At 61.7% G+C, this 23074-nt stretch carries 19 protein-coding genes and 1 pseudogene; 9 read left to right on the top strand and 11 right to left on the bottom strand.

Going from position 1 to position 23074, the window contains the following annotated elements:
• Positions 1 to 15 precede the first annotated feature (15 nt).
• Positions 16 to 2445 carry a DNA topoisomerase (ATP-hydrolyzing) subunit B gene (gene gyrB, locus RCF49_RS15700; protein ID WP_342640743.1) on the top strand — a complete coding sequence of 810 codons (2430 nt, stop codon included), beginning with the start codon at positions 16 to 18 and terminating at the stop codon, positions 2443 to 2445.
• Between the two features lie 12 nt (positions 2446 to 2457).
• On the opposite strand, the gene RCF49_RS15705 is transcribed toward gyrB, so the two are convergent.
• Together RCF49_RS15705 and RCF49_RS15710 are read right to left on the bottom strand one after the other, a co-directional pair.
• Complete coding sequence (locus tag RCF49_RS15705; RefSeq protein WP_342640744.1) at positions 2458 to 2925, bottom strand: YbaK/EbsC family protein; 468 nt, start codon at positions 2923 to 2925, stop codon at positions 2458 to 2460.
• 82 nt (positions 2926 to 3007) lie between these two features.
• Positions 3008 to 3430, bottom strand: coding sequence for an SRPBCC family protein (locus tag RCF49_RS15710; protein WP_342640745.1), 423 nt, complete (start codon positions 3428 to 3430; stop codon positions 3008 to 3010).
• A 134-nt stretch (positions 3431 to 3564) separates the two neighbouring features.
• Between RCF49_RS15710 and dapB the strand changes: the two genes are divergently transcribed.
• On the top strand, positions 3565 to 4377 hold the full coding sequence (gene dapB / locus RCF49_RS15715) for a 4-hydroxy-tetrahydrodipicolinate reductase (protein WP_342640746.1): 813 nt from the start codon (positions 3565 to 3567) through the stop codon (positions 4375 to 4377).
• 12 nt (positions 4378 to 4389) lie between these two features.
• Positions 4390 to 5013, top strand: a complete 624-nt coding sequence (locus RCF49_RS15720; RefSeq protein ID WP_342640747.1) for a 2,3-bisphosphoglycerate-dependent phosphoglycerate mutase — start codon at positions 4390 to 4392, stop codon at positions 5011 to 5013.
• Between the two features lie 18 nt (positions 5014 to 5031).
• Here the strand turns inward: RCF49_RS15720 and RCF49_RS15725 are convergent.
• Positions 5032 to 5637 (bottom strand): annotated as a pseudogene (locus RCF49_RS15725) (methylated-DNA--[protein]-cysteine S-methyltransferase); the annotation flags it as partial.
• 93 nt (positions 5638 to 5730) lie between these two features.
• Positions 5731 to 6249 carry a DUF2244 domain-containing protein gene (locus RCF49_RS15730; protein WP_342640748.1) on the bottom strand — a complete coding sequence of 173 codons (519 nt, stop codon included), beginning with the start codon at positions 6247 to 6249 and terminating at the stop codon, positions 5731 to 5733.
• An 89-nt stretch (positions 6250 to 6338) separates the two neighbouring features.
• On the opposite strand from RCF49_RS15730, the gene nth reads away from it, so the two are divergent.
• On the top strand, positions 6339 to 7055 hold the full coding sequence (gene nth, locus RCF49_RS15735) for an endonuclease III (RefSeq protein WP_342640749.1): 717 nt from the start codon (positions 6339 to 6341) through the stop codon (positions 7053 to 7055).
• On the opposite strand, the gene RCF49_RS15740 is transcribed toward nth, so the two are convergent.
• Entirely contained in the window at positions 7033 to 7701 is a 669-nt protein-coding gene (locus RCF49_RS15740) for a sulfate transporter family protein (protein ID WP_342640750.1), read from the bottom strand. The genes nth and RCF49_RS15740 overlap by 23 nt on opposite strands.
• Positions 7702 to 7802: 101 nt before the next feature.
• Here RCF49_RS15740 and RCF49_RS15745 point away from each other — a divergent pair, with 101 nt between their 5' ends.
• The gene (locus RCF49_RS15745; protein WP_342640751.1) at positions 7803 to 8801 is read left to right on the top strand and encodes an adenosine kinase; all 999 of its coding nucleotides are present in this window, start codon (positions 7803 to 7805) and stop codon (positions 8799 to 8801) included.
• On the opposite strand, the gene RCF49_RS15750 is transcribed toward RCF49_RS15745, so the two are convergent.
• The 3 genes from RCF49_RS15750 to RCF49_RS15760 all read right to left on the bottom strand — a co-directional run bounded on the left by RCF49_RS15750 (position 8798) and on the right by RCF49_RS15760 (position 12699).
• Positions 8798 to 10600 (bottom strand): chloride channel protein, encoded by a 1803-nt coding sequence (locus tag RCF49_RS15750; protein ID WP_342640752.1) that lies wholly within the window; start codon positions 10598 to 10600, stop codon positions 8798 to 8800. The two genes, RCF49_RS15745 and RCF49_RS15750, sit on opposite strands and share 4 nt — an antisense overlap.
• A gap of 331 nt (positions 10601 to 10931) precedes the next feature.
• A complete protein-coding gene (locus RCF49_RS15755) occupies positions 10932 to 11486 on the bottom strand; it encodes a hypothetical protein (RefSeq protein ID WP_342640753.1) in 555 nt (184 codons plus the stop codon).
• A gap of 172 nt (positions 11487 to 11658) precedes the next feature.
• Entirely contained in the window at positions 11659 to 12699 is a 1041-nt protein-coding gene (locus tag RCF49_RS15760; RefSeq protein WP_342640754.1) for a transporter substrate-binding domain-containing protein, read from the bottom strand.
• Positions 12700 to 13022: 323 nt separating this feature from the next.
• On the opposite strand from RCF49_RS15760, the gene RCF49_RS15765 reads away from it, so the two are divergent.
• Positions 13023 to 14759: a glycosyltransferase family 2 protein gene (locus RCF49_RS15765; protein ID WP_342640755.1), complete on the top strand. Its 1737-nt coding sequence runs from the start codon at positions 13023 to 13025 to the stop codon at positions 14757 to 14759.
• Here the strand turns inward: RCF49_RS15765 and RCF49_RS15770 are convergent.
• A complete protein-coding gene (locus RCF49_RS15770) occupies positions 14745 to 15443 on the bottom strand; it encodes a TetR/AcrR family transcriptional regulator (RefSeq protein WP_342640756.1) in 699 nt (232 codons plus the stop codon). The genes RCF49_RS15765 and RCF49_RS15770 overlap by 15 nt on opposite strands.
• 180 nt (positions 15444 to 15623) lie before the next feature.
• Here RCF49_RS15770 and RCF49_RS15775 point away from each other — a divergent pair, with 180 nt between their 5' ends.
• Positions 15624 to 16850, top strand: a complete 1227-nt coding sequence (locus RCF49_RS15775) for an HlyD family secretion protein (protein ID WP_432807297.1) — start codon at positions 15624 to 15626, stop codon at positions 16848 to 16850.
• Positions 16851 to 16879: 29 nt separating this feature from the next.
• Entirely contained in the window at positions 16880 to 18466 is a 1587-nt protein-coding gene (locus RCF49_RS15780) for a DHA2 family efflux MFS transporter permease subunit (RefSeq protein ID WP_342640758.1), read from the top strand.
• 19 nt (positions 18467 to 18485) lie between these two features.
• On the opposite strand, the gene RCF49_RS15785 is transcribed toward RCF49_RS15780, so the two are convergent.
• Positions 18486 to 19583: an NADH:flavin oxidoreductase/NADH oxidase gene (locus RCF49_RS15785; RefSeq protein ID WP_342640759.1), complete on the bottom strand. Its 1098-nt coding sequence runs from the start codon at positions 19581 to 19583 to the stop codon at positions 18486 to 18488.
• A 263-nt stretch (positions 19584 to 19846) separates the two neighbouring features.
• On the opposite strand from RCF49_RS15785, the gene RCF49_RS15790 reads away from it, so the two are divergent.
• On the top strand, positions 19847 to 21076 hold the full coding sequence (locus tag RCF49_RS15790) for an aromatic ring-hydroxylating oxygenase subunit alpha (RefSeq protein ID WP_342640760.1): 1230 nt from the start codon (positions 19847 to 19849) through the stop codon (positions 21074 to 21076).
• 52 nt (positions 21077 to 21128) lie between these two features.
• Here RCF49_RS15790 and typA read toward each other — a convergent pair whose 3' ends face one another.
• Positions 21129 to 22958 (bottom strand): translational GTPase TypA, encoded by a 1830-nt coding sequence (gene typA, locus RCF49_RS15795; protein WP_342640761.1) that lies wholly within the window; start codon positions 22956 to 22958, stop codon positions 21129 to 21131.
• Positions 22959 to 23074: the final 116 nt, after the last annotated feature.

Consider the following 23074-nt stretch of genomic DNA (forward strand, 5'->3'; position numbering starts at 1 on the left):
GAATGGGAACAGTGGATGAACAAGGCCAGCGACACGAACGGTCATAATGCGGAATACGGTGCGGAGTCCATCAAGGTGCTCCGCGGTCTGGACGCCGTACGCAAGCGTCCCGGCATGTATATCGGCGATACCGACGACGGGTCCGGCCTGCATCACATGGTTTACGAGGTCGTCGACAACGCCATCGACGAGGCGCTCGCCGGCTACTGCGACCACGTCGCCGTAACCCTCAATCCCGACGGATCCGCTACGGTCTCCGACAATGGCCGCGGCATCCCAACCGCGATCCATGCGGAAGAGGGGGTCTCTGCCGCCGAAGTCATCATGACCCAGCTCCATGCCGGCGGCAAATTCGATCAGAACTCCTATAAGGTCTCAGGCGGTCTCCATGGCGTGGGCGTGTCGGTGGTGAACGCGCTGTCGCAATGGCTCAAGTTGACCATCTGGCGCGATGGCTATGAGCACGCAATGACCTTCGTCAATGGCGTCGCTGAAGCACCCCTCGCAGTTGTGGGGCCATCCGATCGCACCGGCACGCAGGTCTCCTTCCTGCCGAGCACCGAGACCTTCAGCATGGTCGAGTTCGACTATGGCACCCTGGAGCATCGCCTGCGCGAGCTCGCCTTTCTGAATTCCGGCGTTCGCATCAGCCTCACCGACCGTCGCGGCGTCGAGCCCAAGTTCCAAGACATGCGCTATGACGGCGGCCTCGAAGCCTTCGTGCGCTATCTCGATCGCGCCAAGCAGCCGATCTTCGCCGACCCGGTGGTGATCAAGGCAGAGCGCGACGGCATCCAGGTGGAATGCGCTCTCTGGTGGAATGACAGCTATCACGAGAACACGCTCTGCTTTACCAACAACATTCCTCAACGTGATGGCGGCACCCATCTTGCAGGCTTTCGCGCGGCGCTAACCCGCGTCATCAACAACTACGCCTCGTCATCCGGTCTCGCCAAGCGTGAGAAGGTGGCACTTACCGGGGATGATGCGCGCGAAGGCTTGACCTGCGTCCTGTCGGTCAAAGTGCCCGACCCGAAATTCTCCTCACAGACCAAGGATAAGCTGGTCTCCTCGGAGGTGCGGCCGGTGGTCGAAGGCGTCGTCAGCGAGCATCTTGCCACCTGGTTAGAAGAGCACCCGGCCGAAGCCAAGCAGGTCGTAAACAAGATCGTGGAAGCGGCCGCAGCGCGTGAGGCGGCGCGCAAGGCCCGCGAACTCACCCGCCGCAAGGGCGCGCTCGATATCTCCAACCTGCCGGGCAAGCTCGCGGATTGTCAGGAACGCGATCCCGCCAAATCCGAGCTCTTCATCGTCGAGGGTGACTCCGCCGGTGGCTCGGCCAAACAGGGACGCAATCGCGAGAACCAGGCTGTGCTGCCTTTGCGCGGCAAGATCCTGAATGTGGAGCGTGCCCGCTTCGACAAGATGCTGTCGTCCGAGCAGATCGGCACGCTGATCACGGCCCTGGGCACCGGCATTGGCCGCGATGACTTCTCCCTGGAGAAGCTGCGTTACCACAAGATCATCATCATGACCGACGCCGATGTGGACGGCGCTCATATCCGCACGCTCCTGCTCACCTTCTTCTATCGCCAGATGCCGGAGCTGATCGAGAAGGGCCACCTCTACATCGCGCAGCCGCCGCTGTTCAAAGTGAAGCGCGGCAATTCGGAGCAATATCTCAAGGATGAGAAAGCGCTTGAGCAATATCTGATCGAAGGTGGCATCGGCGATGCGGTGCTGATCCTTGCCAATGGCGACGAGCGCGGAGGCAATGATCTTCGCCAGATCGTGTCTGAGGCCCTGGAGATCCGCGGGATTCTCGATGGCCTGCATACCCGTTATCCCCGCTTCGTTGTGGAGCAGGCGGCCATTGCCGGAGCGCTCAACCCGGAGACCCTGTCGGATCCCGTTCGCGCGCTCGATGCCGCCAATTACGTGGCGCGGCGCCTAGGCCTGCTGTCTGAGGAGACGGAACAGGATTGGGTAGGTAAGCCGATGCCGGATGGTGGGCTTGAATTCTCGCGCGAGATCCGCGGCGTCCGCGAGGTGAGGACCATAGATGGCAAGCTGATCTCATCGGCCGATGCATTGCGGCTGGACAAGAAGCAGGCGCATCTCCAGGAGATCTATGGCAAGGCGGCCCGCCTGGTCCGCAAGGGCGAAGAGACCTTCATTCGCGGTCCGATCCAATTGCTCGATGCGGTTTTTTCCTCTGGCCGCAAAGGCATCTCGCTCCAGCGCTATAAGGGCCTCGGCGAAATGAACCCGCAGCAGCTCTGGGAGACGACCCTCGATGCTAATGCCCGCACCCTGCTCAAGGTGCAGGTCCGCGAGTTGGATGAGGCTGACGATCTCTTCGCCAAGCTGATGGGGGATCTGGTCGAGCCACGCCGCGATTTCATCCGCGATAACGCTTTGCAGGTCGCAAATCTCGACGTGTGACACGTAAACAGGTCAGCGCCGCTCCTGGCACACATCCACCCATGTCGCATCGACCAGACTGGCCAGCCGGTCTGGTGCGATGCGCAGGGCACTATGGGTGGAGCCTGCAGCCGGCACCACCTCATCGAAGAGCTTCAGCGAGACATCGCAATAGACCTGCAGCGGCGCCTTGAGCCCGAACGGGCAGACACCGCCGACCGGATGCCCCGTGATGGCTTCGACCTCCTCGGGGCCGAGCATGCTCACCTTGCCGCCGAAAGCGGCCTTGGCCTTGCGATTGTCGAGGCGAGCATCGCCGCGCGTGACCAGAAGGAATGTCTGATCGCCCGCACGCAGCGAGAGCGTCTTGGCGATCTGCCCGGGCTCGACCCCGTGGCCGGCCGCTGCGAGAGCGACGGTCGCCGTGCTCACGTCAAGTTCGATGATCTCGATGTCGGGCGCATGCTGCGCGAGAAAGGCGCGCACAGACTCTATGCTCATGGTGATCGGCTTCGGTGTTGATGAGTTCGAGCATTTCGAGCGAAGTGGATCCGGCTCGCGTGAAGAAAATGCGACAAACGCGCTAGTGTTCGAACTGCTTCCGCAGGGCATCGAAGCCGGTCGTGTATATGCTCTCGATCACCTGGATCGCCTGGCTTTCGGTGGTGCCGGGCTTCGGGCGAAAGCGCCCTGTCCAGGTCACCCTGCAATGGCTCTCGTCCACAGGCATGACCGCGATCGTGGAATGATAATCTTCGACCGGTAACGGACCATCGATCAGGCTGTAACTATAGGACATGGCCCCATCATCCACGGCGTCCAGCTGCTCGATCAAGGTACCCCCACCTGTCACCGCCAGAAGTCGTCGCCGCTTGCCATCGACCTCCTCGACCCGACCGGCATCGATCACTGGATGCCATTGCGCGATATCGCCAAACTGGCCGATAACGGCCCAGACGCGGTCGGCAGCGGCTTTGAGTTCTACGGATTTTGCAAGCTCTGTCATACTCAGCACCCCTGCCACGCGCCCAATCAAGCAAACCATATTGATCCATGCCCGGGGCGGCAACCCGGTCTCCTTTCTTTTCATCTGACAGCTCGCCTGCTATAGGGCGCAATGTAGCCTCGGGGGATGTGACGATGACGGCGATGAGAATTGCCATTGCAGGTGCCGGCGGTCGAATGGGTCGCACGCTGACGCGGCTCGTTCATGAAATGGACGGATGCGAAGTTGCGGGAGGCCTCGAAGCGCCTGGATCCTCTCTGATCGGCGCCGATATGGGGCAGCTTGCAGGCATCGGCGAGATTGGCGTTACGATCCAGGATGATCCCCTGCCGCTCTTTACCCGGATCGATGGCATCATTGATTTCACCACCCCGGCGGCATCACTGCCTCTGGCTGATCTTGCGGCCCAGGCCCGCATCGTTGATGTGATCGGCACCACCGGCTTCAGCCCCGAGGACGATAAGAGAATTGCAGCCGCGGCGCGCCATGCGACAATCGTCAAGTCCGGCAATATGAGCCTCGGCGTCAACCTGCTGGCGGCAATGATCCGCAAGGTGGCGGCAGCCCTCGACGAGAGTTTTGATATCGAGGTCGTCGAAATGCACCATCGCAACAAGGTCGATGCTCCCTCAGGCACCGCCCTGCTGCTCGGCCAGGCCGCCGCTGAGGGGCGCAAGGTGGGGCTGAGCGAAGCCTCCGTTCGGGTGCGTGATGGGCACACGGGCCCGCGCCAGCGCGGCACCATTGGCTTTGCCACATTGCGCGGCGGCAGCGTCATTGGCGATCACACCGTCATCTTTGCTGGCGATGGTGAGCGGGTCGAGCTCGGGCATCGGGCGGAGGGGCGCGACGTTTTCGGTCGCGGTGCGGTCAAGGCCGCCCTATGGGCTCGTGGCCGGAAGCCGGGATTATATTCGATGGCCGATGTTCTCGGCCTGACCGATTGAGAGTGAGGGCGTTTGATGGACAGTCTGCTGGTACTCGTTCGGCACGGCCAGAGTGAGTGGAACCTCAAGAACCTGTTTACGGGTTGGGCCAATCCCGATCTCACTGAGCTTGGGCGGGAAGAGGCGAACCAGGCAGGCGAACGTCTGAAGGCGCTCGGCCTTTCCTTCGATACGGCCTTCACCAGTGCGCTGATCCGCGCCCAGCATACGCTCTCGCGCATTTTGAAGGTGCTGGGCCAGGAGGATCTGCCCGTCACCCGCGATCAGGCCCTGAACGAGCGCGATTATGGGGAGCTCACCGGCCTCAACAAGGATGAGGCGCGCGCGCGCTGGGGCAAGGAGCAGGTGTTTCTCTGGCGCAGATCGTATGACGTGCAGCCTCCGGGCGGTGAGAGCCTCGCGGATACGGCAGCGCGTGTCGTGCCCTATTTCGAGGCCAACATCGTGCCACAGCTGAAGCAGGGCAAGCGGGTCCTGATCGTCGCCCATGGCAATTCCCTGCGCGCCCTCATCATGCATCTCGAGAACCTGCCGGGCGAGGAGATTGCCAAGCGCGAGCTCGCCACCGGCGCCCCGATCATCTACCGGCTCGACCAGGATATGAAGGTGACGAGCCGCGAGGAGCCGAAGGGCTGACGGCTGATCTAAGCCAGCTCAGGTTGCGTAACCGATCAGCTCGGCCTCCCAGCCCAACATGCGGCGTTTGCGGTCGAGACCCCAGTGATAGCCGCACAATCCGCCATTCTTGGCGAGAACCCTGTGGCAGGGCACCACGAAGGAAATCGGATTGCGCCCCACCGCTGCACCCACGGCGCGCGATGCCGTGGGCTTTCCCAAGTCATGCGCGATGGTCGAATATGAAGTTGTCTGCCCGACCGGAATCTCGAGCAGCCGCCGCCAGACGCGAATTTCGAACTCGGTACCGATCAGCACGAGCTTCAGTGGATTGGCCTCGACCCATTCCTCTGGGTTGAACACCCGCTGCGCGTAAGCCCACGTTTCCTCGGCATCTTGGGTGAATGTTGCAAGCGGCCAACGCCGGGTCATGTCCAGCATCGCCTCTTGACGACCCTCCTCACTATCCTCTGCGAACCCAAGCCCGCAAAGGCCTTGGTCGGTGACCACGACCAGCGCCAGCCCGAAAGCCGTATCATGGAAGCCATAGCGCATGGCCAGGCCCGCACCTCGGAGCTTGTAATCGCTTGGCGCAATGGCTTTGGCCGTCACGAACAGGTCCTGCTTGCGGCCCCGCCCGAACAGGGTGTCAGTATTGCTGAAGGCTTGAGCCGTCGACATGTAATCTCCTTGATGTCGGGAGCGATAAGAGTATGGACGCAATTGCTATGGCGATGCTCAAGCCGGCTGGGCGACCGGGTTGAACCCGCCCCGCAAGGCTGCCTTCAGCGCGCCTGCAAGGTCGCGCCGCTCATCGGGTGACAGGAATGAGCCGATCTCGAGCCGGCGTCCATGCGAGGTGAGAAACAGAGGGCCGCAGGTCTCGAGCGCCTCGTTCTCGATCAGCTCGACGCGCACCCAATAGGGAATGAACCGCCATTCCTTTGGCGGTTGCCGCGGAAACACCTTGCGCACCACGAGCGCCGAATCCGTGATATCGACCTGCTCATGCATATTGCCATCTTGGTAGTTCCGCCGAAACGCCCAATAGAGCAGTGCCACGTCAAGTCCGAAGAAGCCGAAGATCGGCCAGGCGCCTATCATGAGAAATCCGGTGCCGGCGATGACGCTGGCACCGCCGAAGAACAGCATCAGGATCAGGAATCCCCGCTGACTGAGGGACCGGTGCGGCGTGAGAATGGCCGAGAAGCGGATTGCTTCGCCATTGCTGCCCTGGTCTGTCGATCTCTCGGACATGTTGATCCTCGCCCGCATCTTCGCGCGGCCTGTTGACGGTGCGCTGCCTCCACCGCCATAAAAGTGCGCCAGGTCGGCGGAGTGTTCCCTTGCGTTCTCCTCGCAGCAAACCGAAAAAGCGACTCGATGCGCGTGACATCGAGGAAATCTTTGCCCGTTTCGCGCAAGTTATGCCGGAACCGCGCGGAGAGCTCGACTATGTCAACCATTTCACTCTGTTGGTTGCCGTTGTCCTCTCGGCGCAGGCCACCGATGTCGGTGTGAACAAGGCAACCAAGGACCTCTTCCAGATCGCTGACACCCCGGAGAAGATGCTGGCGCTCGGGGAGGAAGGCCTCATCCGATATATTAAGACGATCGGCCTTTTTCGCAACAAGGCGAAGAACGTGATCGCGCTGTCACGTATGCTGATTGACGAATATGAGGGCGAGGTGCCGAACAGCCGCGAAGCGCTGGAACGGCTGCCCGGCGTCGGTCGCAAGACGGCCAATGTGGTCCTGAACACCGCCTTCGGTGAGCCGACCATCGCCGTCGACACACATCTCTTCCGGGTAGCGAACCGTACCGGCCTTGCGCCGGGCAAGACGCCCTTGGAGGTGGAGCTGGGGCTCGACCGGGTGGTGCCGGAGATCTACAAGCGCCATGCCCATCACTGGCTCATCCTGCATGGGCGTTATATTTGCAAGGCGCGTAAGCCGGAATGCCCCCGCTGCCCCATCAACGATATCTGCCTGTTTCCGGACAAAACCGGTCTCAATGAGGCCGGCAACGGCAAGTCTGCGGTCAGAAAGCAGCTTGCCTCCTGACGATGCGCTTATAGATGTGCACCATATAGGCGGTCGAGAACAGCGGCACGACCAGATTGACGATTGGTATGATGGCAAGCAGCGCCGGGATGAAGCCGGCGGCGAGCACCCGGTGGCTGTTCTCGCGCCGGAGCAGGCGGGCCTCTTCCACCGGCATGTGCCGCATGGCGATCATCTCGAAGAATTCGCGGCCAAGCAGATAGGCATTGGCCAGCAGCGCGGCGGCCACGCCGATGCCAAGCAGGAATGTGGGAAGCAGCAGGAGATTGATCACGAGCACCAGGAGCCCGAACTGGATTGCCGTGATGATCGCCCTTCCCGTCGAGAGCTCACGTCCGACCGGATCATTGGGATAGTGCTTTCGCTCGACCAGTTCGGCGATGCCGTCAAGGAACAGGCCGGCGAACAGGGCGGTAACCGGCGCGATCAGAATCACCGCCAGAGCAATGAGCCCGAGGCCTGTGACCACCGTGATCATCGTATTGGCCCAGGCCCATGGCGCGAGCGCCAGGCTGTCGACCACGACCTCGATCACGATCCATAGGATCACCAGGAGGAGCACCGTCAACCCCAGCGATTTCCAGAGCACCGCCCGGAAGGGAGGAGACAGCACGTCGGAAAGCGCCTTGAGCGCTGCGCTGATCATCGATAGGGTTCCGCCGCCCGCAAAATTTAGATTGCCGTGCACTTAATCGGTTGAGCCAGCCGGAGCAAGGCATTCGCCGCAAGGAAGCTGATGGATCGTACATGACCTCATCGAAACTCGACGTTCTTGGAATCGGTAATGCCATCGTGGACGTGCTCAGCCGCACCGATGACAGCTTTCTTAAGAGGCATCAGCTTGCGAAAGGCTCGATGCGGCTGATCGACGAACAAACCGCCCACACGCTTTATGCCGATATGGGGCCGGGCGTTGAGGTCTCGGGCGGATCCGCCGCCAATACCATCGCGGGGGTTGCCTCCTTCGGCGGACGTGCCGCCTTCATCGGCAAGGTCCGCAACGATCAGCTCGGCGAAGTATTCGGCCACGATATCCGTGCCCATGGTGTGGAATATGCGACCCCGCAAGCAACATCGGGACCGGCGACGGCCCGCTGCCTGATCCTGGTGACACCCGATGGCGAGCGCACCATGAACACTTTTCTCGGGGCGAGTGTCGGGCTCAAGCCACAGGATATCGAACCGGAGCTGGTGGAGCGTGCCGCCGTCACCTATCTCGAAGGCTATTTGTGGGACCCGGAAGACGCCAAGCGGGCCTTCATTAAGGCGGCGAGCCTCGCCAGGGGTGCCGGCAACAAGGTCGCCCTAAGCCTGTCGGACGCCTTTTGCGTCGAGCGACACCGCGAGAGCTTTCTTGAGCTCGTGCGCGGGCAGGTCGACATTCTGTTCGCCAACGAAGTCGAGATCATGTCGCTTTATCAGGCCCGGTCCTTCGATGAAGCGCTGGAAGCGGTTCGTGTTGACTGTCCTCTCGCGGTGCTGACCCGCAGTGAGAAGGGGTGTGTGGTCGCCGACCGCGCCAGCGACCTGATTGCGGTTCCCGCACATCCGGTGAAGCAGGTGGAGGACACGACCGGTGCTGGCGACCTTTTCGCAGCCGGGTTCCTCTATGGCTTGACCAAAGGCTTGGCCCATGCCGCAAGCGCGAGCCTCGGCGCCATGGCCGCGGCGGAGGTCATCAGCCATATCGGCGCGCGCCCGGAAGAGAACCTGGCCGCCAGAGCCAAACGCCTTAACATGGTCTAATCCCCCGCGAGGCTGCGCCGCGCCTTTTCGAGCTCTTCCGTATAGCGCCGCAGTGTATGCGCCTCCGTCAGCAGGCCGACCACGTTGCGGGTGGTCGTGCCGTCGATCACGGCGAGCGCCTCGCTTTCTGTTGCATCGAAGCGCTGGGCGGCCTCCTTGATATTCATCCATGGCAGAAGAGCCGCATCCTGATAGCGCAGCAGTGATGTGATGGGAGCGTTCCCGCCATGCTCTGTTCCCGCGCCGGCAAGCGTCTCGCTATGCGCGTCGGCCACCAGCACAATGCCCCGATAACGGTCCTCCCCATCCACAACCACCACCCGTTGCGTCGAGCCGAGCGGAAACTCGTGCCGGAACTGATCGATCGTCATCGTCTCAGGCACGGTGCGCACATCGTGGCGCATGAGCCTCCGCACTGTAAGATCGAACATCCATCCCACATCGAGGGCGCTGCGGATCGCCTCGCCGCGCAGGTGAAAGCGCCAGGTTGCGAACGAATAGCCAAACGTGCGCCTGACCGTGAGCGATGAGACCACGGCGGTGCACAGCACCCCGATCGTCAGCGGCAGGTTGTTCGTCATTTCGAGCGCGAGCAGCGTCATCGTGAGCGGCCCGCCGACGATCGCCACCGCCAGTCCCGTCATGGCAACCACCGCGGCGATCTGCGGGTCGGGGGCCAGCGCCGGCGACACCAGCATGATGGCAGCAGTATAGGCCTTGCCCAATAAGGCCCCCAGGAACAGGGACGCGAAGAACAAGCCACCGCGGAAGCCGGAACCGAGCGAGACTGCGGCCGCCAGAGCCTTGAGGACCAGGAGAAACAGGATCGCCTGCAGCGCCGGGAGATTGGGCTCGAGTATAATCGATATGGCGCCGTGCCCTGATGACAGGATGCGCGGCGTGATCATCGCCAGCAGTCCTATGACGAGCCCGCCAAGTGCTGGCCGAATCCAGACAGGTGTTCTGCTTTTCTTGAAAAGCGTCTCCACCCCCGTGACGGCGCGCATGATGAGGATGCCGGCGCCGGCACTGAGAAGCCCGAGAACGACCAGGGTGACGGCTGCCGACTTGCCAAACTCGACGGTGGCCGCGAACTCCACTGCATGATTCGGCGTGACCAGCAAAGAGGCTGTGACCACACCACAGATCGAGGCGAGCGCGATGGGGGCCAGTGAGGCCAGTGTATAGGTGCCGATGATGAGCTCGAAGGCGTAGAACGCACCGGCGAGCGGTGCACTGAACGCGGCACCGATCGCGCCGGCCGCGCCGCACCCCACCAGGATGCGCAGGTCATTGCGGCGGAGACGGAAGGCTTCCCCCAGCTTCGAGGCTGCGCCCGATCCGATCTGCGTATATCCGGCCTCGAGCCCCACCGAAGCGCCGAAGCCGTTCGAGATCACCGTCTGGACGGCGATGTAGAGACTGTCGACGAATGACATTTTGCCGCCGCGCAGCGCGTTGGCCTCGATCGGGTCGACTGGGCTGCCTGTTCGGTATTGCCTATGCAGCCAGGCGACGGCGACCAGAAGCAGCCCGCCGGCGGCCGGAGCGATGAAGAACCAGCGATACGGTAGGGTATCGACCGCGCTCAGTCTTTGGCTGGAGCTGATGCCGAACAGGACTTCGTGAAGCCACTGAGTGCAGGCGGTCATGCCTGCCACGAACAGCCCGGACAATGCGCCGGTAACGCAGCCCAGCACAGCAAGCCAGATCTCGCTTCGCCGGACCAGCGCCCGCAAAGTGCTCGGGGCGAGGCCGAAACGATCGATGATCGGCAAATTGTGTGCTTGGGTGGCCATAGATTGCACGGTCGACAGACAACACGGGGCGCTTGTACCACTAAACAATGAACAATCGGGGCAGTCGCTCACCCGGAGCGTTTTCGCTTTTCTCTGAATCGCGAAAGCGCACTCTAAACCCTCACCACCGCATTTTTTACGCGAACCGGTATCCACTTCGCTCGAAAATGCTCTGGGTGGGTGGCGCACTGCCCGGCTGCTTCGTTCCCTCTATCTCAGGGCTACTCCGAGAACGATGACGATCCGATGTGCATCACCACGATATGGTGATGCTTTATGACTGCTATGGATAACGCGGTGATAGGGTCTGCAGTTGACCAGCGACGGCCGTTCACGCCCCACGCCTGAGCTGTGCGATCGCTTGTTCCAGTGAGTCGAACCGACGCCAACCGGCTGCCGTCTGCACATCGACGATGCCATTGTCATACTCGATGAAATGGCACCCTTCGATTTCACCTTCTTGGACCACCTGGGCGAAGGCTGCCCCTTCCTCCACCTCTTCCGCCTTGTGGTCCTCCTGGCGAGCTTTCGACAGGAAGCTGTCGTTGGTGGGATTGCGGGACGCCGTGACGGCCTCGGGCTCAACACGAGCCAGCGGACGCGGCGCCAATTCGCGCTCTTCGCGCTCTTCCCGCTCGAGATCCTGGACGAGATTACTGATCTTGGAGGCCGCCCAGGTTACCGCGCCAAGGGTCATGAGCAAATAACCGAGCAGGATCACTTGCTCGACGATCACAACCCGCATGCCATCAATGCTGGGCGCGGATGGCAGGTAAGGCAGGCCGCCAGCCGCTGCCGATGGGGCCTCGAGCCCAAATCCGGTCAAAAGGACACCCCATCCGCCAAGGCTGATCAGCGCCCCAAGGGCTAGCAAAGCGATTCCCATCCGCAAACTCCCTGCATGGCTATGCTCGTTTAAGCCAAATACCTCCCCCGCCACAAGAGACGCTATCACGTCTAGGGTGCCGCGGAACCTCGGTGCTGATGGAGGGAACAGCGAATTTTGCGCGAGCGTAACACCCCCGCATCATGTCAGCCGATCCTCAATCAGAATTCTTTCAGTATAGATTGACCGGGAAATACTTGCGGACCAGCATGTCGTAAGTTCCCTCTGTCTTGAGCTGATCCATGGCATATTCGAAGGCCTTGCGCAGTGGCGTATCGCCGCGCCGTACCGCGATTCCGGCACCGTTGCCGAAATAATGCGCTTCCGTGTATGCGCCGTCGGCAAGCTCGCAACAATTTTGTGACGATTCTCCAAGCGTCCAGAACATCAGCGCGGTTCCATCACCGAACACCGCGTCGATCTCCTCAGCGCGCAATGCATCGAGTGCCTCTGCCTCATTGCCATAAAGCCGGATCACCGAGCGCTGAAAGAAGGCGGCGAGATAGGCCTCATGGGCCGTCCCGCGGACCACGCCTATGCGTTTTCCGGCCAATGTGGCGCTATCCGCCTCTTTGATGCCTGATGCCTTCGAGACCGCGAACCGTGCTGGAAGCCGGAAATATGGCTTGGTGAAATCAACACTCGCCAGTGCTGCCGGGGTAATCCTCACCGACGCGACAAGAGCATCGCCCGCGCCATTGAGCAAGCTCGGCACGAGCTCATCCCAAGCAACAGCCGTGACCGAGCATTGAACGCGCAGCACCAGGCACATGGCCCGCGCAAGATCAACGTTGAAACCGGCCAGAGCCCCTGAACGGTCGACATAGTTGAATGGCGGGTAGTCATTCCCCACCAGAATTTTGATGGGTGGGCGGCCGGCCAGGTCGGGACGGTTGAGACTGGCATCGAGCCGCCAGATATAGGGCGTTGCGACAGCAGTATTGGCTGTGCCCGTGCCACCACCGGTCGATCCCGTGGCCGCCGGCGCCTTCCCGTCGGGATTGGCGCCCGTACTCTGTGCAGCATTGCCCGGCAGCTGCCCGCCACCGTCTGCCTTAGGTTGTTCCGGCTTTGCCTCTACGCCGGTTGCCGGATCTGGAGGGGCGCTCTGGCTTTCCGTTGGTTGCGTTGCGATCGGCGGCAGCGTTGTGCGCTCAACCTCTTCGCCTCGCTGCTGGGCCGCGGCAATGCCGAGGCTTGCCCAGGCGAGCATGCCAAACGCCAGGAGCGCGACCAGTGAACTTCGACCACCAGTGGATAAGCTTTGCATAACTGCATTTTTGCACAGGCCGGCTTTTGCGCGCTACCGATTCGTGATGTGATCGCGCCGGACTGGGTTCTGAGCAGGGCGGAGCCATGGGGGCAAGCACTATACTTTTGCCGCAGGCGCGGCAAGAGTCGCGATCGGGCGCCATAGGGCAGGAGAGGCGCAGCTGGGGTCCACCCATACGGGATTTGTCGCCCGATGATCTTCTCGGACATGCTCTCCGAAGATCGCGCAGCATTTCCCCGGCCGATCTTGAAATCGCGCGACGCTTGGCCATCGCAGCTGATGAACCCCTCGGATCCGTGCTGCTGGCCGAGGGCTTCATTGATCAGGGGACCTTGGCCGAGGCCTTATCGGAGCTCACCGGCCTTCGCCGCGCCTCAGCGGGCGAGTTGCGCACCGCCCTCGCGCGCCTCTCCGCTGAAGCGGCCGAGGATGTGCTGCTGACCGGCTATTTGCCGGTCTCCATTGCCGAGGGTTCAGTCTTCTATGCGACAGCAGATCCCGCGCCGTGGCGGGGTGCCGGGATGGGCATGCCGGTCGCCGCTCTGACCACAGCGGATGAGCTGCGCGCGGCCTGCTTGAGCGTTTGGGGAGCATCGATCCTGCGGCGCGCGCGCGACCGGCTCAGGCAAGACCATCCGCATCTGTCTGCGCATCACCGGCTGGTTCCTTGGCAAGGCGTTGCCCTATGCGCCCTCTGCGCGGCTGCGACCGGCACCGCCCTGATCGCACCGAACACAGCTTTATTGGCCGGCGCGCTACTGCTCTGCATCGTCTTCCTGTCGGTCATCGCCCTCAAGGGCTTTGCCATTGCAGCCGACCGGCCTTCCTATCACGCCGTGTCGGAGATCCGTCTGCGAGATGATGAGCTTCCCATTTACAGCATCCTTGTGCCGGTCTTCAAAGAGATAGAGGTCCTTCCAGACCTGATCGATGCCTTGCTGGCACTCGACTATCCCGCCTCCAAACTCGACATAAAGCTGATCCTCGAACAGGAAGACGTGGCCACCCGCTGCGCGGTTGCCGCGATGAACCTGCCCGGCTGTTTCGAGACCCTCGTGGTCCCCAAGCTCGATCCTCAGACAAAGCCCAAGGCGCTCAATTACGCTATGGCTTTCGTGCGCGGCACCTATCTCGTCATTTATGATGCCGAGGATAGGCCGGAGCCGGATCAGCTCCGCCAGGCGGTCGCGCGTTTTGCCCGGGAACCCGAGAACGTCGCTTGCCTTCAAGGCCGATTGTCCTTCTTCAATCACGACGAGAACTGGCTGACCCGCCAATTCACCATCGAATACGCGACCTTATTCGATCTGCTCCTGCCCATCTTGGCGAAATACAACCTGCCGGTACCCCTGGGCGGCACATCCAATCACTTTCGTGTCGATATCTTGCGCGAAGTCGGCGCGTGGGATGCCTTCAACGTCACCGAGGATGCCGACCTTGGCGTTCGTCTCGCCCGATTGGGCTTTCGCGTCGGCGTCATTCCAAGCACCACCTACGAGGAGGCGAATTGCCGGCTTGGGAACTGGCTGCGCCAGCGCTCTCGTTGGATCAAAGGCTGGATCCAGACCTGGTTCGTTCATATGCGCCAACCCGCGAGGCTTGCGCGGGAACTTGGCTGGCGCGGCTTTGCAAGCTTTCAATGCGTCACCGCCGGCATTGTCTTGTCAGGGCTTCTGCACCCGCTTTGTGGTGCAGCACTGATTTGGAAGCTTGCCACATTGGACAGCTTGAACATTCGCTTGGGACCCGTCGACTGGACCCTGGCATTTCTCGGGGCGATCGTGTTCCTGTCCGGCGCGGGTATTGCGATCGCCTCAGGCCTGATGGCCTTGAGCCACAGGCCTGAGCTTCGTTATCTCAGGCGATCATTGCTCACCATGCCGATCTACTGGCTTCTGATCTCGATTGGCGCATGGTACGCGGTTTGGGAGTTCATCCGGCGGCCATTCCATTGGCAGAAGACGCGCCACGGAATATCGCGCCGCTTATCTCTCCGCTGAGGACGTGGATAAGCCCGCCGGCTCCGCCCGCATCGGCGCGGTGCCATACGCAGCCATGAACACGCGCACTGCCGAGGCGACCACCTCGCGGATCCGTCGCGGTGTGGGTGCGGGCGCATTGCCGAAAAACATCGGCTTGACCAGGGGGCCGTGTGACATCTCCAGGAACTGGGCGGCCGCCAGCCTGGTATCCTCGATTCGGAGCTGTCCGGCCGCCATTCGCGCCTCTAGATAGGCAGCAAGCCTGGTCTGACTGTAATAGGGCCCCTGGTCGTAGAATTCGCGGGTGAGCTCAGGCATCTTCTCCGCCATGCCCATCACCACCCGTGCCGCCGAAACTGCGCGCGGCAACACCAGGAACTCGGTCAGCCGCACGCCTACATCCATCAGCACGCCGGCCACGTCCGGATTGTCATGATTGAGATTGAAGATCTGATAGACATGCGTCGCCCGCTCCTCAGCTATGATGGCCGCGAATAACCGCTCCTTGCTTTTGTAGTAGACATAGAGGGTACCTTTCGAGACACCCGCCACGCGGGCCACCTCGTTCATGCTTGCGCCTTCGAAACCATGCGCTAGGAAAACCGCGCGTGCGCCGTCGAGAATCTGTCGTCGCTTGGCGGTGTCACTGCTCGCATCCGCGACAGGAGGAGCTGCCTTCGAGGTGCGTTTTTGCTTGCTCATTCTGGGCACCATGATCGGTCTTACTGCGTAAGCCAACGAATGAGTCCAGTCAACGCATATTGACCGAACCGTTCGGTTCGATTACGTGTCCTCGGCCCCGAGTGATGGGAAGGATTTTGGCATTCGGCGTTTCTGTCACTCCAGACTTCTAGGGGTTGTTCAGGCCGGCGGAGGATCTTCATGAGCTCTGTTCGTCACAATAGTTCATCGGAATCCCGGGAGCCTGAGGGCGACAACGTTGTCGTGATCGAACGTCGCCAAACGGCAGAAGCTCCTTCGTCGCAACGTGCCGAAGCCCCAATGCCTCAGAAGGGTGCTCCAGCCGCTGAGGAGGCGGCGAAACCGTCTAGCTCTGCGCCGAAGAGGCGCTCTCGCAGAAAGCTCCTGCTTGGCACATTGCTGCTCGTCGCGCTGTTGGCCGGCGGCTATTACGGCTACGACTGGTGGACCTATGGCCGCTTTATCGTCTCCACCGATGATGCATATGTGCAGGCCGATCTCTCAGCCCTTGGTACGAAGGTCTCTGGCTATGTCGCCGCCGTCCTGGTGAAGGATGGCGACCAGGTTCACGCCGGCCAGACACTCGTCCAGATCGACGATACTGACTATAGGCTGGCGCTGCAGTCGGCCAAGGAAAAACGCGCGACTCAGGGAGCGACCATCTCCCGGATCACCCAACAGATTGCCGCTCAGTCCGCCCAGATCGAGAGCGCGAAGGCGAATCTCGCCTCTGCCAGGGCAGAGGCGACTCGCGCCGAAGCGGACTTCAAGCGGGCAAGCACTCTGACCCGCCAGAACTTCGCGAGCAAAGCAAGCCTCGATCAGGCCACTGCCGACCGGGACCGGGCAGAGGCAGCAGTGCAAAGCGCTGAAGCCGCCTTGGCGGCCGCCCAGGCAAACCTGGACGTGATCAAGGCGCAAAAGCTGGAAGCCGAACAGACGGCGCGGGAGCTCGATACAGCCATTGCCAAGGCGGAGAGCGATCTCGAAGCCACCACTATTCGCGCACCCGTTGATGGCGTGATCGGCAATCGTGCGGTGGAAGTGGGCCAGTATATCTCGCCTGGATCCCGCCTCATGGCCCTGGTCCCCCTGCAGAGCGCCTATATCGAGGCCAATTTCAAGGAGACCCAGCTTGAGCGGCTGCATCCGGGCCAGCGTGTCGAGATCGAGCTGGACGCGCTGAGCGATAGGACGTTTGAGGGCCGCATCGTCAGCCTCTCGCCGGCATCGGGTGCAATGTTCAGCCTGCTGCCACCTGAGAACGCGACCGGCAACTTCACTAAGATCGTGCAGCGGCTGCCCGTTCGAATCGAGGTGCCGACGTCAGCCGCTTCCGAAGGTGTCCTGCGGCCGGGACTGTCGGTCATCGTCTCGGTCGACACACGTGACGAGGCTCAGCACTAGAGCATTTTCGGCCATCCAAGGAGGCCGCCATGGCCACCACAACCGTTGCCGGAGCTGGAGGGATCTCCAGGCCTGAGGACCATGTCGATACCCGCCGCCTGATCGCCTTTCTGGGCATGGTCTTCGGCATGTTCATGGCGATCCTGGACATTCAGATCGTCTCCGCCTCGCTCAGCGAGATCCAGGCTGGCCTTAGCGCGAGCCCTGAGGAGGTGTCCTGGGTTCAGACCGCCTACCTCATCGCCGAAGTGATCATGATCCCGTTGTCAGGGTTCCTGTCGCGCGTGTTCTCGACGCGCTGGCTGTTCACCATCTCCGCCTTGGGGTTCACCATCGCCAGCTTCCTCTGTGGGCTTGCCACCTCCATCGAGGAGATGATCATTTTCCGGGCGATCCAGGGCTTCATTGGCGGTGGCATGATCCCCACGGTCTTCGCCACCTCCTATGCCATCTTCCCCCGGTCGAAGCAGCCGGTCGTGGCGCCGATGATCGGCCTGGTGGCGACGCTCGCCCCCACCATCGGCCCGACAATCGGCGGTTATCTCACCAATGTCTTCTCATGGCATTGGCTGTTCTTCGTCAATGTGGTGCCGGGCCTGATCGTCTCGGCCATGGCCTTCTTCCTGATCGATTTCGACAAGCCCAATCTGCCGCTGTTCAAGCAGTTTGACTGGTGGGGCCTCATCTTCATGGGCGTCTTCCTCGGATGCCTCGAATATGTCCTCGAGGAAGGGCCGCTGAATGACTGGTTCGATGATGAAGCGGTGTTCATCTGCGCGGTGCTTTGCGTCGCAGGCGGTATCTGCTTCTTCGCTCGCGCCCTGATGGCGCGAACGCCGATCGTGGAATTGCGGGCCTTTCTGGACGGCAATTTCGCCTGGGGCTGCATTTTCTCATTCGTGATGGGCATTGGCCTCTATGGCCTCACCTATCTCTACCCGCTCTACCTGAGCCGGGTGCGCGGCTATGATGCGCTCATGATCGGCGAGACCATGTTCGTGTCGGGAATGTGCATGTTCCTGACCGCGCCGGTCGCTGGCCGCCTGATGCGCCTGCTTGATCCGCGCGTGATGCTGTTTGCCGGCTTCGTGGGCTTTGGCGCCGGAACCTGGATCCTGTCCGGCATCACCCATGATTGGGACTTCTACGAGCTGCTCTGGCCGCAGGTCCTGCGCGGCATTTCGCTCATGATCTGCATGATCCCCATCAACAATATCGCACTGGGCACCCTGCCGCCCGACCGGCTGAAGAACGCATCGGGTCTTTATAATCTCACACGCAATCTGGGCGGGGCGGTCGGACTGGCGCTCATCAATACCGTCCTGAACGACCGCATGGACCTGCATTTGCAGAGATTGGGTGAGAAGGTGTCCTGGGGGCGTGACGTCGCGGTCGAGACCTTGCAGAGCATGACCGCGGGCTTCGCCCAATATGGCAGCAACGCTCAGCTGATGGCCACCAAGAACATGGTCGGGCTGCTGCGCCGCGAAGCCCTGGTGATGAGCTTCGCGGATGTTTTTCTCGCGCTGACCTGTCTGTTCGTGCTTCTGGCTTTCGCCGCCTTCATCATGCACAAGCCAAAAATGGCCGGTGGCGGCTCGGCTGACGCTCATTGAGCATCGCCGCCGCACGCTCTCACTCAGGCCATTTCGGCCAGCTCTTGGCACTAGCCCGCGCATATTGATTTGGCCAGGCCAGCGATGCGCGAAGCGCCTCCGCTGCTCGCCATGGCCAGCGTGGATCGGCAAGCACCGCCCTGGCCAGCGCCACCCAATCCGCCTTGCCCGAGGTGATGATCTCCTCTGCCTGATGAGGCGACGTGATCAGGCCGACCGCGCGCACCGGAACCTTGACGCCGCGCTTGACCTCTTCCGCGAACGGCACCTGATAATGCGGAACCAGCGGGATTTCCTGGCGCGGGTCGAGCCCGCCGCTGGTCACGTCCAGGAAGTCCGCCCCGCGCTCTTCGAGCTCGCGGGCATAGGCGGCGGCCTCAACCGGCATTGCGCCGCCCTTCACCCAATCCGAGCCGCTGATGCGGACCCCAACCGCCATGCGGGCGGGAGCGGCCTTCCGAACCGCTTGGAAAACGCGGAGAGGAAAGCGCATGCGGTTCTCGAGCGAGCCGCCATAGGCATCCTCTCGCCTGTTGCTCAGAGGTGAGAAGAACTGGTGCAGCAGATAGCCATGCGCCGAATGGACCTCGATCGCATCGAAGCCGAGCCGCGCGGCCCTGTGAGTGGCATCGACGAAAGCCTGTTCCACCCGGTCGAGATCAGCGTCCGTCATTGCCACCGGTGTGTGCCATTGCGGCCCGAACGGCAGGGCGGAGGCTGAATAGGTGGTCCAGGCGCCTTCATTGGCGGCGAGGGGCTGTGAGCCTTCCCATGGCACCTTGGTTGAGGCCTTGCGCCCGGCATGCGCGAGCTGGATCGCTAGTTTCGCCTCTGGCGCCACCTTGCGCACGCGCCCGATCACATCGCCCAATGCCGCTTCATTGTCGTCCGAATAGAGGCCCAGGCACTGCAGCGTGATCCGCCCGGCCGCCTCGACACCAGTCGCCTCGACGGTGATGAGACCAGCGCCGGATAGGGCAAGCGAACCGAGGTGAACCGTGTGCCAGTCCGTGGCATTTCCATCGACAGCACTGTATTGGCACATCGGTGCCACGGCGATGCGGTTCTTGAGCTGGAGCGAGCCGATATTGAGCGGCGAGAAGAGGCTGTTTGACATGTCACCTGGCTTATAAGGATGCGTTGAGCTGAATCGGCGGAAGGGGCTGCCCTTCGGCGCTCCGCCGGGCATGAATGTAGTGTGAAAATCGAAACTGTCACGTCGGTAACGCCATATCCGGGGTGAATTGACCGCGGGTAATCTTATGTCGCTATTGATCTGAAACTAGTCGGTTCTGCCCTAAGCGGTGATCGGCGACTGGTTAGATTAATTCAACAGTTCCGGGATCGGCTGCACTGAACCGGAGTGGTTTGGAGAGACCCATGACTGCGCTCCCCCTGACCGAGCCTGCCCAACCTACTGATGCAATCGACGCACTGATCGCCGCCCACCGACCAGGCTATGGATTGGCGCGCGCCTTCTATATGGACCCCGTCATTTTCGAACGAGACATGGAACGCCTGATCCGGCGGCATTGGCATTGTCTCGGGCACGAAACCATCATCCCCAATCCGGGTGATTTCGAGCTGTTCACCATCGAGAACGAGTCGATCATCCTGACCCGCGGCATGGATGGGCAGGTGCACGCGCTCCTCAATGTCTGCCGGCATCGGGGCGCGGAGGTTTGCACCAAGGCCAAAGGCAATGCCAAGGTTTTCGTGTGCCCCTATCACGCCTGGACCTATGCCAATGACGGCAGCCTGCGCGCGGCCCGGCTGATGCCCAAGGATTTCGACAGGCAAGCGCATGGGCTGAAGAAGCTGAATGTGAGGATTGCCGAAGGCCTGATCTTCATCTCCTTCGCGCCACAGCCGTTGGACTTCGACCCCGTGGCGCAGGCGCTACGCACCAGCTGCGGCCAGTATGGCTGGGCGAATGCGAAGGTCGCCCACCGCGAGACTTACGACATCGAGGCCAATTGGAAGCTGGCGGTCGAAAACTATGTCGAGTGCTACCATTGCGGGCCAGCGCACCCGGAATATTCCCAGACCCATGCACTGGAGCAGCCGACGGAGATGATTGAGCAGCTCAATGCCGACATGGAGAAACGCACCTGCGCTCTGGGCATCGACATCATCAGCAGCAATCAGTGGCAAACCTCGGAAAATGGCCGGGAGGCGATCCATACCTTCCGCTATGCACTTTACGAGGGTGTCTCAACGGGTAGTGAGGATGGCTCACCACTCGCCCCGCTCATGGGCCGTTTCACGGAATATGATGGAGGCGTCACCTCCATCCACCTGGGCGGCACCAGTTTTCTCGTCTGCTACCCCGACCATGGCATGATCTACCGGTTCATTCCGAAATCGGTTGACCGCTGCGGGATGGAGCTGGTGTGGCTGGTCAATAAAGATGCCGTCGAAGGCGTGGATTATGATCTTGCAAAGCTCACATGGCTTTGGAAGGTGACCACCGAGGAAGACAAGAAGATCATCGAGCACACCGCCCGCGGGGTAAAATCCCACTACTTCGAGCCTGGGCCGATCGCGCCCATGGAATATAACGAGCTGCGCTACATCGACTGGTATCTGCGGGAACTCAGCCGGCCGTGACCGGCTGAGGGAATATGGCGGGAACTCAAGCCGGCAGCCGGTCAGGCCCTGCTCAAACGCTCAGCTCAGATGCCTTGCTGCGTTCGGCGCGCTTGCGCTCATGCGGATCGAGAAGCGCCTTGCGAATGCGGATGGATTGAGGCGTAACCTCCACCAGCTCATCATCCGTGATGAAGGCCAGAGCCTTTTCGAGCGTCATGTTCACCGGCGGAGTGAGATTGACGTTCTCGTCCTTGCCTGAGGCGCGCACATTGGTGAGCTTCTTGCCCTTCAGCACATTGACCTCGAGGTCATTGCCCCGGGTGTGCTCGCCCACGATCATGCCGGAATAGACGCGCGTGCCCGGATGGATGAACATCGGTCCGCGATCTTCGAGATTCCATAGAGCATAGGCGACCGCCTCGCCATCGCCGTTCGAGATCAACACGCCGGTGCGCCGCGCGGGGATGTCGCCGGCATAGGGGGCATAGGCATGGAACACCCGGTTCATGATGCCCGTTCCGCGCGTATCCGATAGAAGTTCGCTGTGATATCCGATCAGCCCGCGTGTCGGTGCCTTGAAGATCAGGCGCTGACGACCACCGCCCGAGGGGCGCATATCGGCCAGTTCCGCTCGCCGCTCCGACAGCTTCTGAACCACCGCGCCGGAATATTCCTCGTCCACGTCGATGGTGACCTCTTCGACCGGCTCGAGCAACTCGCCAGTCGCCTCGTCCCGTTTCATGACCACACGCGGCCGGCCTACGGTCAGCTCGAAGCCCTCCCGCCGCATGGTCTCGATGAGCACCGCCAGCTGCAATTCTCCGCGGCCTGCCACTTCGAATGTATCCGCATCGCTGCTCGGGGTAACGCGCAGCGCCACATTGCCTTCCGCTTCGCGGATCAGCCGCTCGCGAATGACCCGGCTCTGTACCTTGTCACCCTCCTGGCCTGCCAGCGGACCGTCATTGATGCGGAAGGTCATCGACAGGGTCGGTGGATCGATCGGCTGCGCGCTGATCGGGGCGGTTACCTCCGGTGAGACGATGGTGTCAGCGACGGTGGCCGTCTTCAAGCCAGCCAGCGCGACGATGTCGCCAGCATCGGCCTGCTCGATCGGCACGCGCTCGAGCCCACGAAAGGCCAGCACCTTCGACGCGCGGCCTTCCTCGATCACTCGGCCGTCTCGCGCCAGCGCCTTGATGTTCATATTCGGCTTGATTGATCCCGAGGCGATCCGGCCCGTGAGCACCCGGCCGAGATAGGGATCGGACTCGATGGTGGTCGCCAGCAATCGGAACGGGCCATCCTCGACCTTCGGTGCCGGCACGTGCTTCAGCACGAGATCGAACAGCGGTGCCATGTCCTCCTGTGGACCGGAAGGATCACCGGCCATCCAACCTTGTTTGGAGGATCCGTAGAGAACGGGGAAATCAAGCTGCTCGTCATTGGCATCGAGCGCCACGAACAGATCGAAGATCTCGTTCAGCACTTCCGTGTGGCGCTCGTCCGGCCGGTCGATCTTGTTGATCACCACGATGGGACGTAGCCCGATCTTGAGCGCCTTGCCCACCACGAACTTGGTCTGCGGCATGGGCCCTTCTGCGGCATCGACCAGCAGCACGGCGCCATCCACCATGTGCAGGATGCGCTCGACCTCGCCACCGAAATCGGCGTGACCTGGCGTATCCACGATATTGATGCGCGCATCGCCCCACGGCACCGAGGTGACCTTGGCCAGGATGGTGATACCGCGCTCTCGCTCCAGATCGTTCGAATCCATGGCGCGCTCGGCCACCCGCTGGTTCGATCGAAAAGCGCCGGACTGGGCCAGAAGCCGGTCCACCAGCGTTGTCTTGCCATGATCGACATGGGCGATGATGGCGATGTTGCGGAGTTCCATTGAGCGCTGCCTGAATGAAATTGCCGCGGGCAGTCTCCGGCCCGCGGCACCAATAATGCGCTGCATATATAATGAAGCGGCAGTTATGCGCAACCTGGCGGCAACACGGGCCATCG

The sequence above is a fragment of the Rhodoligotrophos sp. CJ14 genome, assembly GCF_038811545.1.
In the GTDB taxonomy this organism is placed as follows: domain Bacteria; phylum Pseudomonadota; class Alphaproteobacteria; order Rhizobiales; family Im1; genus Rhodoligotrophos; species Rhodoligotrophos ferricapiens.

What these genes read in the sequence shown, in the direction of transcription:
- typA (WP_342640761.1), bottom strand. Translation starts at nt 22,958, where the DNA reads ATGGAACTCCGCAACATCGCCATCATCGCCCATGTCGATCATGGCAAG.
- RCF49_RS15750 (WP_342640752.1), bottom strand. Translation starts at nt 10,600, where the DNA reads ATGGCCACCCAAGCACACAATTTGCCGATCATCGATCGTTTCGGCCTC.
- RCF49_RS15785 (WP_342640759.1), bottom strand. Translation starts at nt 19,583, where the DNA reads ATGTCAAACAGCCTCTTCTCGCCGCTCAATATCGGCTCGCTCCAGCTC.
- RCF49_RS15745 (WP_342640751.1), top strand. Translation starts at nt 7,803, where the DNA reads ATGACCTCATCGAAACTCGACGTTCTTGGAATCGGTAATGCCATCGTG.
- RCF49_RS15760 (WP_342640754.1), bottom strand. Translation starts at nt 12,699, where the DNA reads ATGCTCGCCTGGGCAAGCCTCGGCATTGCCGCGGCCCAGCAGCGAGGC.
- RCF49_RS15790 (WP_342640760.1), top strand. Translation starts at nt 19,847, where the DNA reads ATGACTGCGCTCCCCCTGACCGAGCCTGCCCAACCTACTGATGCAATC.
- RCF49_RS15755 (WP_342640753.1), bottom strand. Translation starts at nt 11,486, where the DNA reads ATGGGAATCGCTTTGCTAGCCCTTGGGGCGCTGATCAGCCTTGGCGGA.
- RCF49_RS15775 (WP_432807297.1), top strand. Translation starts at nt 15,624, where the DNA reads ATGAGCTCTGTTCGTCACAATAGTTCATCGGAATCCCGGGAGCCTGAG.
- RCF49_RS15770 (WP_342640756.1), bottom strand. Translation starts at nt 15,443, where the DNA reads ATGAGCAAGCAAAAACGCACCTCGAAGGCAGCTCCTCCTGTCGCGGAT.
- RCF49_RS15710 (WP_342640745.1), bottom strand. Translation starts at nt 3,430, where the DNA reads ATGACAGAGCTTGCAAAATCCGTAGAACTCAAAGCCGCTGCCGACCGC.
- RCF49_RS15780 (WP_342640758.1), top strand. Translation starts at nt 16,880, where the DNA reads ATGGCCACCACAACCGTTGCCGGAGCTGGAGGGATCTCCAGGCCTGAG.
- gyrB (WP_342640743.1), top strand. Translation starts at nt 16, where the DNA reads ATGAACAAGGCCAGCGACACGAACGGTCATAATGCGGAATACGGTGCG.
- RCF49_RS15705 (WP_342640744.1), bottom strand. Translation starts at nt 2,925, where the DNA reads ATGAGCATAGAGTCTGTGCGCGCCTTTCTCGCGCAGCATGCGCCCGAC.
- dapB (WP_342640746.1), top strand. Translation starts at nt 3,565, where the DNA reads ATGACGGCGATGAGAATTGCCATTGCAGGTGCCGGCGGTCGAATGGGT.
- RCF49_RS15730 (WP_342640748.1), bottom strand. Translation starts at nt 6,249, where the DNA reads ATGTCCGAGAGATCGACAGACCAGGGCAGCAATGGCGAAGCAATCCGC.
- RCF49_RS15740 (WP_342640750.1), bottom strand. Translation starts at nt 7,701, where the DNA reads ATGATCAGCGCAGCGCTCAAGGCGCTTTCCGACGTGCTGTCTCCTCCC.